The sequence below is a fragment of the Nocardia sp. NPDC019395 genome (genome assembly GCF_040632335.1).
GTDB lineage: Bacteria > Actinomycetota > Actinomycetes > Mycobacteriales > Mycobacteriaceae > Nocardia.
Genome location: NZ_JBEYBT010000003.1, coordinates 1 through 17,086, shown reverse-complemented (window position 1 = coordinate 17,086; position 17,086 = coordinate 1). Strand labels below are relative to the sequence as shown.

Annotated in this window: 19 protein-coding genes; 4 read left to right on the top strand and 15 right to left on the bottom strand. The window is 63.5% G+C overall.

Translation table 11 applies throughout. From position 1 onward, the window contains the following. Window positions 1-46: 46 nt before the first annotated feature. The 6 genes from ABZ827_RS11305 to ABZ827_RS11280 all read right to left on the bottom strand — a co-directional run bounded on the left by ABZ827_RS11305 (window position 47) and on the right by ABZ827_RS11280 (window position 5,120). Window positions 47-472 carry a DUF350 domain-containing protein gene (locus ABZ827_RS11305; RefSeq protein ID WP_357235982.1) on the bottom strand — a complete coding sequence of 142 codons (426 nt, stop codon included), beginning with the start codon at window positions 470-472 and terminating at the stop codon, window positions 47-49. A gap of 40 nt (window positions 473-512) precedes the next feature. Then, window positions 513-938, bottom strand: coding sequence for a DUF4247 domain-containing protein (locus ABZ827_RS11300; protein WP_357235980.1), 426 nt, complete (start codon window positions 936-938; stop codon window positions 513-515). A 50-nt stretch (window positions 939-988) separates the two neighbouring features. Further along, window positions 989-1,573 (bottom strand): DUF4178 domain-containing protein, encoded by a 585-nt coding sequence (locus ABZ827_RS11295; RefSeq protein ID WP_357236614.1) that lies wholly within the window; start codon window positions 1,571-1,573, stop codon window positions 989-991. A gap of 125 nt (window positions 1,574-1,698) precedes the next feature. Continuing rightward, on the bottom strand, window positions 1,699-4,005 hold the full coding sequence (locus tag ABZ827_RS11290) for a hypothetical protein (protein WP_357235978.1): 2,307 nt from the start codon (window positions 4,003-4,005) through the stop codon (window positions 1,699-1,701). Between the two features lie 326 nt (window positions 4,006-4,331). Further along, window positions 4,332-4,619: a hypothetical protein gene (locus ABZ827_RS11285; RefSeq protein ID WP_357235976.1), complete on the bottom strand. Its 288-nt coding sequence runs from the start codon at window positions 4,617-4,619 to the stop codon at window positions 4,332-4,334. A 156-nt stretch (window positions 4,620-4,775) separates the two neighbouring features. Beyond that, window positions 4,776-5,120 carry a hypothetical protein gene (locus ABZ827_RS11280; RefSeq protein WP_357236612.1) on the bottom strand — a complete coding sequence of 115 codons (345 nt, stop codon included), beginning with the start codon at window positions 5,118-5,120 and terminating at the stop codon, window positions 4,776-4,778. Window positions 5,121-5,889: 769 nt separating this feature from the next. On the opposite strand from ABZ827_RS11280, the gene ABZ827_RS11275 reads away from it, so the two are divergent. Beyond that, window positions 5,890-7,008 carry a CHAP domain-containing protein gene (locus ABZ827_RS11275; RefSeq protein WP_357235974.1) on the top strand — a complete coding sequence of 373 codons (1,119 nt, stop codon included), beginning with the start codon at window positions 5,890-5,892 and terminating at the stop codon, window positions 7,006-7,008. A gap of 250 nt (window positions 7,009-7,258) precedes the next feature. Continuing rightward, window positions 7,259-7,456, top strand: a complete 198-nt coding sequence (locus ABZ827_RS11270) for a helix-hairpin-helix domain-containing protein (RefSeq protein WP_357235972.1) — start codon at window positions 7,259-7,261, stop codon at window positions 7,454-7,456. Window positions 7,457-7,496: 40 nt separating this feature from the next. Here ABZ827_RS11270 and ABZ827_RS11265 read toward each other — a convergent pair whose 3' ends face one another. The 3 genes from ABZ827_RS11265 to ABZ827_RS11255 form a co-directional block, all read right to left on the bottom strand. Then, window positions 7,497-7,805 carry a hypothetical protein gene (locus ABZ827_RS11265; RefSeq protein ID WP_357235970.1) on the bottom strand — a complete coding sequence of 103 codons (309 nt, stop codon included), beginning with the start codon at window positions 7,803-7,805 and terminating at the stop codon, window positions 7,497-7,499. A gap of 182 nt (window positions 7,806-7,987) precedes the next feature. Then, complete coding sequence (locus ABZ827_RS11260; RefSeq protein WP_357235968.1) at window positions 7,988-8,206, bottom strand: DUF4287 domain-containing protein; 219 nt, start codon at window positions 8,204-8,206, stop codon at window positions 7,988-7,990. A 152-nt stretch (window positions 8,207-8,358) separates the two neighbouring features. Next, complete coding sequence (locus tag ABZ827_RS11255) at window positions 8,359-9,303, bottom strand: WYL domain-containing protein (RefSeq protein ID WP_357235966.1); 945 nt, start codon at window positions 9,301-9,303, stop codon at window positions 8,359-8,361. Between the two features lie 94 nt (window positions 9,304-9,397). On the opposite strand from ABZ827_RS11255, the gene ABZ827_RS11250 reads away from it, so the two are divergent. Further along, the gene (locus ABZ827_RS11250) at window positions 9,398-9,763 is read left to right on the top strand and encodes a VOC family protein (protein WP_357235964.1); all 366 of its coding nucleotides are present in this window, start codon (window positions 9,398-9,400) and stop codon (window positions 9,761-9,763) included. A 115-nt stretch (window positions 9,764-9,878) separates the two neighbouring features. Here the strand turns inward: ABZ827_RS11250 and ABZ827_RS11245 are convergent, their stop codons facing one another. The 6 genes from ABZ827_RS11245 to glnA all read right to left on the bottom strand — a co-directional run bounded on the left by ABZ827_RS11245 (window position 9,879) and on the right by glnA (window position 16,085). After that, complete coding sequence (locus ABZ827_RS11245; protein ID WP_357235962.1) at window positions 9,879-10,310, bottom strand: VOC family protein; 432 nt, start codon at window positions 10,308-10,310, stop codon at window positions 9,879-9,881. A 204-nt stretch (window positions 10,311-10,514) separates the two neighbouring features. After that, window positions 10,515-11,363 carry an alpha/beta hydrolase gene (locus ABZ827_RS11240; RefSeq protein ID WP_357235961.1) on the bottom strand — a complete coding sequence of 283 codons (849 nt, stop codon included), beginning with the start codon at window positions 11,361-11,363 and terminating at the stop codon, window positions 10,515-10,517. A gap of 6 nt (window positions 11,364-11,369) precedes the next feature. Continuing rightward, window positions 11,370-12,116: a DUF899 family protein gene (locus tag ABZ827_RS11235; protein ID WP_357235959.1), complete on the bottom strand. Its 747-nt coding sequence runs from the start codon at window positions 12,114-12,116 to the stop codon at window positions 11,370-11,372. A gap of 62 nt (window positions 12,117-12,178) precedes the next feature. Then, complete coding sequence (locus ABZ827_RS11230; protein WP_357235958.1) at window positions 12,179-13,957, bottom strand: M91 family zinc metallopeptidase; 1,779 nt, start codon at window positions 13,955-13,957, stop codon at window positions 12,179-12,181. Between the two features lie 15 nt (window positions 13,958-13,972). Continuing rightward, window positions 13,973-14,323: a hypothetical protein gene (locus tag ABZ827_RS11225; RefSeq protein WP_357235956.1), complete on the bottom strand. Its 351-nt coding sequence runs from the start codon at window positions 14,321-14,323 to the stop codon at window positions 13,973-13,975. A gap of 325 nt (window positions 14,324-14,648) precedes the next feature. Continuing rightward, a complete protein-coding gene (gene glnA / locus ABZ827_RS11220; RefSeq protein WP_357235954.1) occupies window positions 14,649-16,085 on the bottom strand; it encodes a type I glutamate--ammonia ligase in 1,437 nt (478 codons plus the stop codon). Window positions 16,086-16,335: 250 nt separating this feature from the next. On the opposite strand from glnA, the gene ABZ827_RS11215 reads away from it, so the two are divergent. Continuing rightward, entirely contained in the window at window positions 16,336-16,866 is a 531-nt protein-coding gene (locus tag ABZ827_RS11215) for an RDD family protein (protein WP_357235952.1), read from the top strand. Window positions 16,867-17,086: the final 220 nt, after the last annotated feature.

The following is a 17,086-nucleotide window of genomic DNA, read 5'->3' as shown; positions in this document are numbered from 1 at the left end:
CTCCTGTTCGGCTGCGAGAGTGCTCGCCGGAGAGTTCGCCGACACCTTATGTGAGTGCGGCGGCGACCACAGCGGCGACCGCGATATGCACCGCGGCGCTCACCCACACGCCGGGGTGCAGTTCGTGTTCGTTCACCACACCGCGGAATTCGCCGGGTGTGGCGAATTCCAGCACCAGGAATGCCAGCCCCATCGCCACCAGGCCGATGATGCCGTAGACCGCGCTCGACACCAGCGCGCGCCCGATCGCCCCGTCGGAGGTCCAGATCGCGGTGGCGACGATGATCCCGACCCCCAGCATGTTCGCGGCGACCAGCAGGGCGGCATTGCGGTTGCGGTCCACCCAGATCTGATGGCGCAGGTTACCCGGTGTGAGCACGTCCACCAGGACGAACCCGAGCACCATCAGGACGATTCCGAGGCCGGAGTAGGCAGCCGCGGCACCGGCGTCCGCGGGCAGGTCTTCGAGCATTGTTTCCTCCTGGGAAATGGATCGGTGAGACGGCGGCGGCCTATTTTCCTTCGCCCGAACCGCCGCCGCGGAAGCTGCTGTTGTCACTGGGCCAGCCGTAGGCACTGACATAGGAGTGGTGGCGCCGGTGACCGTTCCGATAGTCGTCGACCAGGATCTTCGTTCCGGAACCGTTCTGGGACAACGCGATGATGTCGTCGCGGTACTGCAGGAAGGTCAGCGGACCGGTCGAACGCCGATCCAGCGGGCGCGCCGCCTTGGTGATCTCGTCGGCGACCGCGCCGGGCTGTTTGTTCGCCGTATAGGCCATCCCGTTGTCGGGTTCGTCGAGATTCGCGGCACGCGTGTAATGGGAGCTGATATAGGACCGCGCCCCGCTCCCGTCGTCGTCATCGGACCCGCATCCGGACAGCACCAATGGGAGGATCGCGCAGACAGCAGCGATCACCCAGAACTTACGACTCACAGAAAACCTTTCCCCCGTCTGGTGCACAGCCCGTCCGGTAACGCAGCTACTCAAGACGGCGCTTGCGGATAGATCATAATCGCACTGCGATAGACGACCTGCCCGATTGCCGCTTCCTTCTTCCCCGACTCCCCGAAATCCTCGAACGACAGCCGAGTTCCGTCCTCGGCCACATAGTCGTGATAGGCGACAGTGCCCGATGGGGTGAGCCCGGTGGTCGCCTCACCGACATAGCGGGCATTACCCGATTCCTCCAGCCGGAAGCGTTTACCGTCGTGCTCCAGCTCGTTCCCGCCCGGCGCCGGGATACCCGGCGTCTCCGTCCACAGGACCAGCTCGAGCTCGGGGTCTTCCTCCACCGACAGCCATTTGCGGGTGCCTTTGGCGTTATCGAGCAGATGCTCGCTCCACTGGTACCCGCCCTCCTTCAACCGCAGCGAACCGCGAACGGTGAAGCTCTCCTGGAAGATATCGACGATATCCCCGGCCTTCAGCGCCCGTGGGTCTCCGCGCAGGGCGTCGGAATCCTTATCGGCGAACGGGTCGACGGGAACGGATGGCGCGGCCGGCTGATTCTTCCGTTTCACGAGCAGGTACACCAGGACCCCCGCCACGACGAGCACGACGATCAACACGACGATCAACAGTGCGGTGATGGCTGGCTCCCTCCGGCGATTTCTGCGGAGACTAGCATCCATCCCCGACCGTGGCGATCGGTCCCGGAGCGGGGCCCCGAAACCGTCCGTTCAACACCCGCGACTCAGGCCTGCTGCTGCGGCGCCTGGACCGCGGGCGGCTTCGGCGGCTGCGATTCGGTGATCTTCGGTTCCGGCAGGTCCGCCGGCCCGGGAGCACCCATCTGGGCCTCGCCCGCACCCAGCCCACTCGGGCGGAGATACTGCTCGAACTTGCCGAACTGCGGGTTGTCGGGATGGCTCGGATCGAGCGCGACCACTTGGCCGTTGGCGATGTAGTGCAGGCCGGCCCCGTTGTCGAACAGGATCGCGCTGTGGTTGTTCTCCCACCTGATCACGTCACCCGTCCGCAGCGGCTCGTTGGGCGTACCCGTGGTGGACGTGCTGATAACGTCCCACGCCGCCTGTGACTGCGCGGCGGGGGTGCCCTCGTACGCGGTGTAGGCGTTGATCGCGGGATTCCCCTCCTGCCGGGTCAACGCGTCCGCCACGGTCTGCGGAAGTTGGACCGGCGTACCGTCCGGCAGCTTGTGGTCGACAGTCGCGCCGGGTGTACTCACCACCGGCGGCGGCGTACCGGTGTCGGTGGGAGCGGTCACCGCGGGCTGAGCAGCGGCACCCTGATCGGCGGGGGCTCCTGCCGACACGCCCGGAGACTGCTGGCCGGGGCCCGGCACCTGCTGCCCCTCGCCACGACGATCGTCATCGTCGCTGTCCTTCTTACCGTCCTGCTCGCCGCCACCCAGAGGGTTCTGGCCGCCGCCCATCGCCGAGGCAGCCATCACCGCCGGGATAACCGACCCCAGTGCCCCCATACCCCCGTCAGCGGAACTGGACGGCTGCTGAACAGGAGGCTGAGCCGAGGGGGTGCCACCACCGCCGCCGGCACCCGTGTTGTCAGCGCCGACCTGCTGGGCGGTCGAGCCCTCTTCGTCGGCCCCGCCGAGGGCATTCGACTCGTCCTCGGAGGTCTTCGACTCGTCCTCGGGGGTACCGAGAATATCCTTGAACTCGTTGTCCAGATCGTCCTGCACCTGTTCGGCGTCGGCCGGGGCAGCCTCTTCCTTTTCCTTGGAATCGTCTTCCTTGGAATCGCCCTTCTCGTCAGAACCGCCGAACTGCTCGTCCGGGGTGTTGTTCCCCGACTTTTCATTCCCGCCGCCGGTCTGCTGTTGTTGACCGCCGCCGGTTTCCTTTTCGTTCCCGCCGCCGGTTTCCTTTTCTTTACCCTCGCCCTTCTCCTTTTCCTTACCCTCGCCCTTCTCTTTCTCCTTACCCTCGCCCTCCTTCTTTTCGGCCGGCTCCTTCCCCTCAGGTGGTTTCAGGCCGTCCGGAAGGGTTGCCACAAAATCGACATAAGCGTTCACTTTCTCACGGCAAAATATGACCGCATCCTGAATCAGATCGAAGAGAGGAGCCTCCTCGAGCACATGCTGCAGGCCGGGCTCATTCAGGTACGTCTCGGTGTATTTTTCCTTTTCTTTTGCACTGTCACCACTCTTTTCTTGATACTCTTTTAAAGCCGCCTTCTCACTGCCGTCCAATTTTCGCATAGACCCCCACATAGCCTCATGGGTGGCCTGCACCTTCTCCCACATTTCTTTATAGTACGAGTCATTGACGTCATTGAGCTTTTTCTCTTTTAGTTTGAATTGCTCATCTTTACCTTGCCAAGCGGTGGCCACGGCACCCAGCCAACTAAGCGTTTCTATGTACTTATCGTGCGCTTTCCCCTCAGCGGCGTATGGCTTCCCTGCCGCAAGTACCTCCATCGGGGAATCCACCTTGCCGTTACTGTTATCAGCCAGGTTGTCATCGTATATATGTTTTTTGTCGCCGAATACGTTTGTTTTCTCACCCTTCGCAGGCTGGAGCAAACTTGGCTTTTCCCGCTGATTCGTACCCAACTGCCACGACAAATGGTTCAACTGAACATTCGCCGTACGGATGCAGGTATTCAGCGCCTCAGATATATCTATCCCAGGGGGCTTACGGATTTCCAGCTTGAAGTCGGTAAGCAGGTCGCCGGCATCAATATCCGCTTTCGTGTTCCCAAGGAACTTCTCCTTCTTATCGGCCCACGATTCACCGCCAGTAAGATCCTGGTCTTTCTTACGTTTATCCGGATCCCCTTTGAGATGCTGCCAGAGAAAATCGCCCCTGTATGCCTCCATGGCCGTACCCTTGGAGGAATGTAACGTATCTATATCAAAGGCGTCGCCCCAGTGCTTTATCTTCCTGGGCTCACCGCCATCCGGATCAGCTTCATAAAGAGTGGCATCGCGGTAATCCTGCTCGTAGTAAAATCCGGATTTAGGCCGTTCATCAGTTTCTTTGAAATCGCCGTGCTCGTCATAGATATAGTAGGTCACAACTCCCTCATAACTATTTCGCAGCGGGATCCCATTACCAGCTCTCCATCAATTCCAACACCGTTGATGCCGGTTATCGATCGACATCCCGGCAATCGCGACGACATATCCGCGACACTTTCCACGTAGTAGAATCTCGAACAATTATTCTGAGTTACAGCTACCGGGTTACCGCTTTCCAGGAGATAAAGACAACCGGTCACAGAACCTCCACGGCTACTCTTGAAGCATTCTCGAGCGCGTGCCGCGCCCCTGCCGTGACCTGAAGCAGCTCTGGCTCGAAGACGGCCCCCAACCGGCCGAAGCACCCCCACACGTCTGACGACTCACACTCCGGGATCGGTCCGGCGGATCTGTGCGGCGCCCTCCTCGGATGCGCCCTCGAACGTATCCGCTCCCACTTTGTAGTTGTCACCGACGCCCAAGTCGCCGTCCGCGACAGTGTTCCAGGCATTCTGGTGAGCCGGACCGAACTCGCCCTCCCCGAACGCCAGCCAGTGATGCGCTCCATAGCCATATGCCCCATAGAACTCAGCCGCATAGGCCTCGTTGAGCTTGGCGCGTTCGCGGTTACCCGGCTCCCTGGCATAGCTGTCGTTGCTCTGGGTACGCATATTTTCAGGATCTTGACCGACTGTTGCGCCCACGCCGACGAACCTCCCGCTTATCCGACCTTTCAGCACCACTGTGGCACATCCCCAATCACGGGAAGAATGCACTGAAGCGTCCCACACCGAAACCATGCTGCTCATCGGCTCGGAGGACTCGAGCTAGTGGTGGGATCCGAACTCGGTTTGCAGCGCGTGCTCGAATTGAGTCTGCGTGGGAAGGTTCAAAGCATCCGCAACCTGTCGATTACCCAGTCGGCGTATGTATTCGGCACGTTGACCGACCTTCGACTTCAGGTGGGCCAACCGGGCCACTCGAAGAACCTCGGTCGCGAGCCAATGGTCTGTGTTGTCCCACACCTCGTCGCCGAGGTGTACCCCGACGATCACCCCGTTGCGGTCACACGCCACGCCGACGGAAAAGTCGGGGTTGAACACCTCATAGACCTGGCTCCGACCGACAGGCGGCGAGTCGGGTTGCACGTCTTCGGCCGCATCGACATCCATCACACAACTACTCCTGGACCCGGAACCGGAACGACCACCGGCGGTTCCTCATCGAGCCTTGGGCCATTCGGTAGCGTCGAGGACCAGCCGGTGCTGCCGAAGCGCATCCACCGTACTGTCGTTGATCGCCCCCATCAGCTCGTCGGTCAGCTCCTGCCTGGTCATGCTCGCGATGGTACCGGGTGCGATATACAGATTCGTGAGTCTGGCTTTCCCATCCACCTCGGGGATCACCCGAGACGTCGCCGAGGGCCGACGGGCTCGAATCCGGTCGACTCGTTCCTGCATCTCATCGACTGCGTAGATGAACTCTTTACTCGCCCTCAACGATGCGACCGTCTTGGGGTGCATCAACACCACAGCAGCCCACTCTCTCCCCAAGACTCCCACCGACGGCGGTGACCAGTCTCTCGACAACGACATCACAGCCTGGCAGTGCCAGGGCTGGTACATCCTCGGACATACAGCTACCGAGTGCGCACCCCTACGGCGGGTAGGCCGGAGTACGTGCCCACTATCCTCCGACTGGAGACTTCGGCGCCATCAGCGTCATTCACCAGAATTGGGAAGCCTCCATCGGGAAGCCGCTGAATCGCCTCCGCAAGGCCGGGCGGCGGATCGGATACGTTTTCTCCACGCCGAGAATGTCTGATACTTACCGTATGTCGCATTGGGTCTCCGACCCGAGCCGGACGCGGAATACTCGCCAGCAGGTATCCCACGGAATCCGTCGCGGAGTCGGTCCGGTCGGCGCAGAGAGAGGATCCGGATGAGTCCGACCACGGCGGAACAGCTCGATATCACCCTTCCGCACCCCGAAGGTTCCAGCTGGGGCCTCGACTCGATCATCGATGCCGTCCAGGAGTACATCCAGCGGCACATACTGCTGCTGGCCTCCGGTGACTCCGGCAGCCAACCGGACTTCGTCGCCTGGTTGGACGGCAAGGGTCTGCTGAGCGAGAAAGGGCTGGACCAACCCGCGGGCAAATCCGTACTGGTCGAGAACTATTCCGATCGCCGCAAAGAAGTCGAGGACCGGGTAGCCGAACTCGAACGTCAGAACAAGAATATCGACAGTTCCAAGTTCGCGGCGTTCGACACCTCGAACCGGACGTACCAGAAGGTGCGGACGATCGTGCGCGAGCTCAAGCGGACCCTCAACGACGCTCCCCCGCCCAGCAAAGGCGAGGACGGGATCTACCGTCTCTCCGCCGCAACGGAATTCGGTTTGACAAGGGCTCTCCTCACCGCGGTGGATCGTGTGCACGACGAGGTCGGAAAGGCGAAAGACGATATCGACAAGCGTGCGCAGGAAATCGACAGGTCGGTTCCTTCGATACCGGCCCGCTTCCGCGGCGGGGGCGGTGGAGCGCCGGCCGGCTCGGGTTTCCGGCCCACTGCCAGCCAGGCCAGCTTCAGGCCCACCAACCCGGACGACGCGGCGGGCACCGCGGTCGAAGCCGCCGAAAGTCAGCTCGGGGTCCGCGAATACGCCCCGAACCTGGTAAACGCGGAATACAACATCAAGGGTGGTGGGCCCTGGTGCGCGTCCTTCACCAGCTGGGCATGGGAAAAGGCCGGTTACGACGTCAAATGGACCAACCCGGACTATGTCCCCAGCATTTGGAACGATGCCGCGGCAATGGGCTTGCGGAGGAACTCGGTCGGCGAGGCCCAACCCGGTGATCTCATCGTCTTCGACTGGGAGGGCGACGGCACTCCCGACCACATCGGAATCGTGAAGTCGGTCCAGGGCGGGCAGATCAACACCATCGAAGGAAATACCAGCAACCAAATGGTGGAACGCAATCGCTATGGAATGAATTCCGGCAGCATAGTCGGAGTCGTCAAACCCCCGCCCTCCGAGAACTCGGCGATATCGGCATAGCGGCCTTCGAACTGGGTGCCGAGACCCGCTCACTCCGATACCCCGGCCGGCACGCCGCAAACAGGAGCCACACGGCATATTATGGCCGCATGCCCGTGTCCCGGACCGAGGAATCCGACCTTCCCTTCATCCGGCCAACTACCTGATGGCAGGCGAATGGACCCCCGCCGACGAGCACGGAGTGCGGATCGAGTTCCCCTTCCCCATCAACATCGGCTGGCCGGATCTCGAATACTGAGAGGTTCGCGTGATGACCACACCGCAGGATCGGGGCCCGGTTTTCGACGGGGTGAAGATCGGCCGTCCCGCGACCGGCGCGCTGACCGACGCCGGATACCGGTCGATCACCGACCTACCGGAGCGGCTGGACGATCTGCTCACATTGCACGGTGTGGGCCCGCGGGCGGTCCGGCTCCTGGCCGCTGCCCGTCTCACTGAACCCGGCTGACCGCCGTCGGCCGTGGCCCGGGGACAGTCACCCGGACCGATCAGTCACGGCCGCGACGGCCGAGGTCGGGCCACGGCGGGCGCCGCAGAACCGCCAGAGAAGCGATCACCGCCGCCAGTAGTCCGATCAATTCTCCCATCAGAGCGATCCGGTTGACGTCCACCGCCGGAACCCATTCCGCGGCACCGTCGCGCACCACGAAAACCCCGGCCGGCCGCATCACCGTGCTCATCAGGCTGCTGCGCCGGGAAACCGTGATCACTATCGTGCCGTCGGCCGTCTCGAACGGTTCGCCATAGACAGGCGGGGACTCGGCCGCCGCTAGCCCCAGTCGTTCACGAATCACCATGCACTGACCCCAATCCTCGTGGCCGGTATCTACCTGTCGGTGCGGCGAAGCCTACGGCGGAGGCGAGGCGGAACACCGCATTTCGAGCGGGGACGAGCCCCGGGCGACCGGCCGGCAGCAGATGCGGACCCTTCCGCAGCACCCCTCGTGCGCTGCCGACCACCCGGGTTTCCACATGCCGGTCAGGCCACCGCCCATTTCTCGGGATGCAGATGATGCTGGGTGAGCGCGGTGGCATGTCCGTGCCCGAAACCGTGTTCGGTCTTCAGCAATTCGACGAGTTCTTTGTGCGACGACAATCCGGAATTCCGCAGGGTGGCTTTCCACTCCTCGATACTGCGACCGTATTTCGCCTCGATAGCGGGAAAGTAGGATGCGGGGCCCTTCGGCTGGGTCGCCATATTCGGTCTCCTTGTTCGACACGGCATTCCTGGAAGAAGACGGGATACCGGCCGGAATTTCGTCGTCGGCGGCCCGGATGTGACCCACCCCACTCGAACGTGCCGCACCATTGACCCGTCCACGGCCACGCTCTGCCGATCCGAGGCCGTTCTCACTGGTAGCGGCGCAATGTTGCGGCCGCCAGCTCTCGCAGTCGCTCCCGTGCCTCCGCCGGACCGGTCACCGTCAGGTCGTCGGCGAACTGCAACAGTTGGCGCACATCCTCGACCACCCGGCACGCCACGGTGATATCCACCCGATCGACGGCATCCGGATTGTGGACCGTCAACCGCGTGCCGAGGATGCGTTTCGCCCGTTCCAGCTGGCCGGCGCTCAGTTCGGCCTCGACCCGGACCGCTCCGGTGTTCTCCCAGCCCGCAGACAATTCCGCGGACACCTCCTGCAACGTCGCCCCGGGCCGCAATCGCCGGGGCGTGCGCAGCGGTCGCCACCCGGCGATCCGTTCGAGCGAATACAGGCGCGGCCTGCCCGAACGATCGGCCACCAGATACCACCGGCCACCTTTTGCCAGCAGACCGTACGGGTCGACGATCTGCCAGGCCGGCTCTGCCTCACCGGACCGGCGGTAGCTGATCCGTAACCTGACGCCACGCCGCAGGTCGCCCAGTAACGCCGCGGGACCGATACCGTCTGCCGGGTTTCCGAACCACGGCCGGTTGTCCGTGGTCACCACCGCATGGACCGGCAGCAAGTTCTCTTGCCGCACGCGCCCCGGCGCCACCTTGCTCCTGGCCCGGCGACCGTCGAACCCGCCGCCGATCTGCTCACGCTGCGCGTCGTCGAGACCGTACAGAGCGAGGTGGTCGCGTTCGGCCGGGGTGAGCCGGGCGAGATCCAGTGCGCCGCCCGGCAGCAGGGTCACGCCGCCCCATCGGCCGCGCCGGACCAAGACCGGGAAACCCGCGTCCTGGAGCCATTGCAGATCCCGGAGCACTGTTCGCACCGAAACCCCCACCTCGTCCGCCAGATCCGTCGTAGTGACGGATTCGCGGGTCTGCAGGGCGATCAGCAGGGAGAAGAAGCGATCGGGCGTCATACCGCAAGATTCTCCAGAAAACCTGCCGGAATCTGTCACGTATGGCAGGCAACCTCATGCTGTCCACATCACCGGCAAGAGGAGATACCAGACCATGACCACGCCGAACATGTTCATCGTCTACGTCAGCGACGCCGCGGCATCCGCGCGTTTCTACGGGGATCTGTTCGAGATGACACCCGTATTCGAATCACCGCGCTTCATCGCTTTCGACCTCGGCGGCGGTATCCAGCTCGCGGTGTGGAGCGGTGTCCGGGACGAGTTGTCCCCGGCCGTCCCGCGCACCAGCGAAATCTGCCTGGCCCTGCCGGGCGGACCCGAGCAGATCGACAACCGCTTCCGGGAGTGGTCCGGCAAGGGCGTCGAGGTCGTCGCGAAACCCTACGACGAGGTATTCGGCCGCACCTTCCTGGTCGCCGACCCGGACGGCAACCTGATCCGCGTCGCACCGGTCGACTGAGACGCACGGGCGCGGGGCCGGTACTCGTCCGGCTCCGCGTGCCACCACATCCGGATCGACGCTTCACTTCGCCGGGCCGCAACTCGGCCAGCTGCTGTCTCTGCGCGCACCGACCTCATCCGAGGACTACAGTGCCGTCCGCTTCGATACGCCATGAGGGGTTGTGCGCGACCTCCCATACGACCCCGTTGGGATCGGCGACGTGGCCGTTGAAGATACCGCCGAATTCGCTGTCTCGCGGCGATTTCAGAACCGTGCCACCCGCGGCGGCCATGGCATCCACCGTGCTGACGACCTCCTCGCGGCTGCCGACATTGTGCGACAGTGTCAGCCCCGATACCGGCGCACGGTCGGAGCCATCGGCGATATCGGCGTTGAACTTCTCCGCAAGGAAGAATCCGAGCACCACTCCGGGCGCGATCTGGAAGAACACAATCTCCCCCGGCACGTCCATCAGCGGTTCCCACCCCAGTCCCGCCACGTAGAACTGCCGAACCGCCCCCAGATCAGGTGTGGCGATCGTGAGAAAGTGCGCCTGCTGCTTCACGAAGACTCCCGTCGAGCGCTCTGGTCCCGGCCGCCGCCAGACTACCGCCGTCACGGCGCGGGACCGGGCAACCCGTATCAACAAATCCCGCAAGGTGTTGCCGTAGAGAACATTCGCGTCGTAAACGACCACGCAGGGCATATAAGATACCCGGTTCCGGACCCAACCCGGAGAGCTCGTCGGCCGCACCGAGTGCGTAATCCTCTAGAACAGTTCAGGTGTCGTCGGTGGAAGATCGTCGAGAAACGAATTCACCATCGGTACCAGCACCGCCGACTCCCCGCTGATACCGATATGCGAGGTCGCGGGCAGAATCACCAAACGCGCAGCCGGTGCCTTGTGCAACATCCCCGACGCCGCCGCTTCCTCGTCGCCGCCCCCGCGCAGCGTGAACATCCGCAACGCATGCTCCGGTTTCACGCCGTCCGCGTCACCGACTATCACCATCGTTTTCGCGGAAATCGAACGCATCTGCGCGTCACTGATGTTCTGGTCTTCGATATTCAGCACTTTCATCTTTTCGACGTAGGCGTCGAATGCCGCGGGGTCCGGAGTGTGCTCCCTGAACGCTTTCTCGACCGGTGTGCCGGCGAACGCTGTCGCGTCGAGACCCGCGATCCCCTCCAACACCGAGGGATACCAACCATCCTTGCGGAAGGTAGCCGACAGCGAAACCAGTTTGCCCACGAGCGCCGGGTGCCGGAGTGCGAGCTGCAGCGCGACCCCGCCACCTTGCGAGTAGCCCATGACATCCGCGAGCTGGACATTCAAGGCGCGCAGCAATTCCGCCGCATCGTCGGCGAATTGCTCGTACGACATCGTCCGCGAAATATCCGGGGTACGGCCGTGCCCTTGCTGATCGAAAACGATCACCGCCCGCTCACCCGCGAAACCCGATATCCACGACGTCATCGAGTCGGTGGCCATGAACGCGCCGGGTATGAGCAGCAACGGGGGCGTTTCCGAACTGCCGAGCTCACCGTGCACTTCGTAATACAGGCTCAGACCGTTGATCGGCAAGTGACCACCGCGCGAAGGCTTCGTTGCCGTCATTTCGACCTATCCCCTCACGTCCCGGGAACCGGCGGCGCTCACGGACCCCACGGCAGCGTCTCCGTCCGGACCGTACAGCCGGGCAACGTCGGGAGAGTCGAGCCATTTGGAATAGGTGGGCGATTTCGGCCACCCTTCGGGTGAATCCTGCCATTCCTCCTGCCGACCCCACGGCAGGGTGTCGACCAACGCGAACGTATAGCTGAGCTGCTCGGTACCGCGGCCACTCGTGTGCCAGGTTCGGTAGACCTTATCGCCGTCGCGGAGAAAAACATTCACCGCGAAACCGCCGCCGGGCGGTGCGTCCACATCGGCGCCGAACGAACTCTCCGACGACGAATACCAGTCCATCGTGTTGCCGACCTTCGTCTTGTAGGCCAGCGCCTCGTCGATGGTCCCGTTGGTGACGATGACGAAGCGGGCATCATAGTTGTCGAGCCAGCCCAACCGGACGTACTGCGATGTGAGCCCGGTACAGCCGCCGCACTGCCACTCCGCGCCATCGGACCACATGTGGTTGTAGACGATGAGCTGGGAGCGCCCGTCGAATACGTCGACCAGCCGGACAGGGCCGTCCGGGCCGATCAGTGTGTAGTCCGGCATCTCGACCATCGGTAGCCTGCGGCGCTGCGCTGCGATCGCGTCCAGTTCCCGAGTGGCGGCCTTCTCCCGCTTCCGCAGGTCGTCGAGCGCGGTCTGCCACGTCTGCCGGTCGACGATCGGTGGCAGGGCGCCGGCGCTGTGCTCGGTCATGATTCCTCCCAGAGTCCAGATCTATCCGCTCTGGATGTGTTGACGGGAGCCGGACACAGAAATCATCGCTCTCTATAATGGTCCCTGCTCAGCCAACCTATCTCCTTGCGCAACCCGTTCTCGGTCAGCTCGATCGGGTGGTCGGGATCGATGCGTTCCGGGGTATTCGGATTGTGATCGTGATCCACCGGTAGTCCGACGGCAACCCGTTCGATTTGCGCGACGTTGCGATCGTCCGAGTCCTCTCCGGTGTAGGGGGTGTCGTCGCGATTGTCGGTCATAAAGTCATAGACGTGGGCGGCCTCGTGGTACAGGGTCGCCACAGGAGGGCTTTCCCCTGATACGTTATCCACACGTGGGGAGTATTCGATCTCATCGCCGCCGAAAATATGTTGGTGTGCCCAGCTGTTGTCGCTCCTGTGGTACTCGGTGATCGTGAGGTTTTCCTGGCCTATGCCGAGAATTCCTGAATCGTCGTGTGCGCGCTCGAGCTCGGCCAGCATTTGCTGGCCGGTCGGCGAGGACCGCAGCATATCCAAATCAGCCTCGGTCCGGGCCACGAACTCTGGCGATCCTTCGATCTCGATGAACCGGGCATCGTTGGAGATTTGCACTGTCACGGTGGTTTCGGTGTCCCCGTACGAGCGATCACCGGACTCCTCATACGAGATGTCCTCATCGGTGCCGCCGTAAGTCGCGTCCGAGCCCGCCCCGGCATAGGACACGTCGTATCCCGACCCGCCATAAAGCACATCATCGCCGCGTCCACCCGACACGATGTCATGGCCCCGGCCCGCGACGATCGTATCGTTGCCGGTCGCGCCCTCGAGGTAATCCGCGCCAGACCCGCCCACGATACGATCGTCGCCACCGAGCCCGTACACGGTGTCGCTATCCCCGCCACCGCCGAGCAGGTCGTCACCGCCCTGACCGTCGACATAATCCCGCCCCGCCCCCGCCAGGACCGCGTCCCGTCCACCGCCGGTTTCGATCTCGTCGTCGCCCCGCCCGCCGAGAACACGGTCGGCTCCGGCACCGGTCTTGACCGAGTCGTTACCCCGGCCCCCCAGAACCGTGAAGTTCACCTGGGTTCCCTTCTGGACACTGACGTTGTCATCGCCGCCACCAGTGCGAATAACGATCTTCTGGCCCCTGGGAACAACAAACGATTTTCCGTTGACGGTGACCAATTGTCCGTCGCTGAACGGATCATCGCTGATCATGACACTGTCATTGCCCGCACCGGTGTTGATATACGTCTTGTTGCCAACCGTGATGACCCCGACCCGATCGGCATCCCCGGGTAGCTCGAATGGGTCTTCTTCGAACTCGGAGATCGGCAACAGCCCCATCCGCATCGCGTCCCATACCCCGGTGGCGTGGACGAGAACATGCATCTCGCCACCCAAACTGACATCGAGGCCCGAGCGGATCTCCGTCTCACGTGTGACAGCGGCACTGACCAGCTCCACCTCGGCGTCGTTTCGCGGCTCGAACCTGATTTCACCCGACGGGCTACCCGAATGCGGAATATGCGAGACAGTGCCCCAAGCCTGGTCGAGGTGCTCCTGCGCAAGGCGGACGGACTTGGCGATAGTCTCCACTGCCGCGGATACATTCGCCGCCGTGCTGTGCGCGGTATCCAACTCCGACACCACTCGGCCGCGGTGTGCGTGATACGAGTCGGCGGAATCGCCTTCCCACTCAGCGACGATGCGCTTAGATTCGGCGACCAGCCTGTCAGCGGTCTTCTGAAGCCGGTCGGCGAGCATCGCCCACTCCCGGGCCGCATCGTCGAGCGATGCGGCGTCATGCCATAGCCGCCAACTGCCCTCCGCCATTCCAATTCTCTCCCGTCACCGAGGGCCGTACCTCGGCCGAGGGTCGGGCCCGTGGGAACTGGTCAGAAATCTCTTCGCTGCGGCCTCGTCCATGTCGGAGAAGGCGAACGCGCACAGCATCAGCGCTTCGGCGTCGGCTTCGAACACCGCCGCCAACGCCTCGATCGCAGCCTGAGCAGCCTCGACACAGGGGCCGTACACGGCTGTGGTGGCGTAGCCACCGCTGGTATCCCCCGCATCCCCCGCCGCGAGGGTCAGATCACCTGCCGATTCACTGACCACTGACGTCAGGCCGATGGCAAAGTCGATACACCGATCGGCCAGGGTCGCCAAATCCTCGGGATGTACCTCGAAACGTGGCCCCATCGGGCTACCTCCCTTATTGACGCGAACGAAAGATTACCGAGAACCGCGCGCTTCACGGCTGCTACTCCAGCCAGAGTTGGGGATAACGCCGTCTGGACCTCCGGACCCACCGCCGCGTCCGGCACCTGTTCTCCGGATACCGTCCACGCTCCGCGCTGCCGCGAAGACCACACTCGGCACCGCTGGCCATCTCTGGCCCTACATAGACGAGTCCACCCGCCAAGTGATCGCGCTTGTGATCACTGAGCGGGTGGACTCGATGCCGAGCACTGCGTACGCACTGCGTATCGAAGGGGCTACTCAGCCCTATTCGTGCAGGTCAGGCTTACACGTCGAAGTAGAGTTCGAACTCGTAGGGGTGCGGGCGCAGGTTCACCGGGGCGATTTCCTGCTCACGCTTGATGTTGATCCAGGTTTCGATCAGGTCCTCGGTGAAGACATTGCCTTCGGTGAGGTACTCGTGATCGGCCTCGAGGCGGTCGATCACCGACGCCAGGCTGGTGGGGGCCTGCGGGATGTTCTTGGCCTCCTCCGGCGGGAGCTCGTAGAGGTCCTTGTCGACCGGGGCCAGCGGCTCGATCTTCTTCTTGATGCCGTCCAGGCCGGCCATCAGCATGGCGGCGAAGGCCAGGTACGGGTTGCCCGAGGAGTCCGGTGCGCGGAATTCGATGCGCTTGGCCTTCGGGTTGTTACCGGTGACCGGGATACGGACTGCGGCCGAGCGGTTGCGCTGCGAGTACACCAGGTTGATCGGGGCCTCGTAGCCGGGGACCAGGCGGTGGTAGGAGTTCACCGTCGGGTTGGTGAACGCCAGCAGCGACGGCGCGTGGTGCAGGATGCCGCCGATGTAGTGGCGGGCCAGATCCGACAGGCCGCCGTAGCCGGCCTCGTCGTGGAACAGCGGCTTGCCGTCCTTCCACAGCGACTGGTGTGCGTGCATACCCGAGCCGTTGTCACCGAAGAGCGGCTTCGGCATGAAGGTGACGGTTTTGCCCTCGGCCCACGCGGTGTTCTTCACGATGTACTTGAACAGCTGCAGATCGTCGGCAGCGCCCAGCAGGGTGTTGAACTTGTAGTTGATCTCGGCCTGACCGGCGGTGCCGACCTCGTGGTGGCCGCGCTCCAGCTCGAACCCGGCGTTCTGCAGGTTGGTGGAGATCTTGTCGCGCAGGTCGACGTAGTGGTCGTAGGGCGCGACCGGGAAGTACCCGCCCTTGTTACGGACCTTGTAGCCGCGGTTCGGGCTACCGTCCGGGTTGACCTTGGCGCCGGTGTTCCAGGAGCCCGAGATCGACTCGACCTCGTAGAACGCGCCGTTGATACCGGAGTCGTAGCGGACCGAGTCGAAGATGTAGAACTCGGCCTCGGCGCCGAAGAACGCGGTATCGGCGATACCGGTGGAGCGCAGGTACTCCTCCGCCTTGCGGGCGATATTGCGCGGGTCACGCGAGTAGGACTCGCGGGTGAAGGGGTCGTGCACGAAGAAGTTCATGTTGAGCGTCTTCGCCGCACGGAACGGGTCCACGGCCGCGGTGCTGAAGTCGGGCAGCAGCAGCATGTCGGATTCGTCGATGGACTGGAAGCCCCGCACCGAGGAGCCGTCGAAGGCGAGACCTTCCTCGGCCAGATCACTGGTGAACGCCTTCGCCGGGATGGAGAAGTGCTGCTGCACACCGGGCAGATCGCTGAACCGGATATCGACGTATTCGACATCCTGATCCGCCATGTACTTGATGACCTCGTCGGCCGTGCTGAACGTCACTTATATCTCCTTACGGATAGATTCCCAGCCAGTATCGAGTGCGGGGCGTCGCGAACCGACGCTATGGACAGGGTGTTTCCCGGCCGTCAAGAGTGTGTTTCGCCAGTGTTACACGTGCCGTCCGGCGAGTGTCGTCGGCCACGCCACGGACACTACCTTCCCGTAACCCGCACGATAGGGCGCGCCCCGGACCCTGTGACGAGCGGCGACCGCCGGATATGCCGGAAATGGGCACGCTTATCCTGGGGTCATGGCACGTGTCACCGGATCCTGGCTCACCGGCCCCACCGCGGACCCGGGTGACCCGGAAGCAAGCGAATACAAGGGCGAGCACCTGGGCCTACCGCGCGAGGGCGCGGGGTCGCTGGTCGGGATGGCCCGGCGGATCTCGGCGATGATGGTGGACTGGGTGATCTCGCTGGGCATCGCCGCGCTGATCGTGCGCCCCGATTCGGCGCAGATCATCGCCGATGCCGACCCGCCCCCCGGAGTTGCCGAACCGACAGCCTTCGAAGCCGTCGCCGGCGCCCTGAGCACCCCGACCTGGATGGTCTGGATGGTGATCGGCCTGCTCGCCGTCGCCCTGTTCGGTTTCACCCCGGGCCAGTACTTCCTGCGCCTGCGGGTGGTCCGAATCGACGCACCGGCCCGGGTCGGTTTCCTGCGCGCCCTCGGCCGCCAGTTACTGCTGACCTTCGTGGTCCCCGCACTGTTCACCGACGGTGACGGCCGCGGCATGCACGACCGCGCCACAGGCACCGCGATAGTCCGCTCCCGCTGACCCCGCGGCCGGCGCTGCCCGCCCATACGATCGGGCCCGAACCCCGCCGACCAGTCGATCTCGCCGTCGCCCCCGGACACGTTTGATCCCCCACCGGCGGTCTGTCCGCATGCAACCCCCCACCCCGTTTCCCCGCATGCGACTGGTCAGCTTTGGTGGTTCGGGGCCCGTCTCGTTCTGGAGCGACCAGAGCGAAGGAGCGCAGCGACTGAGCGCCGGG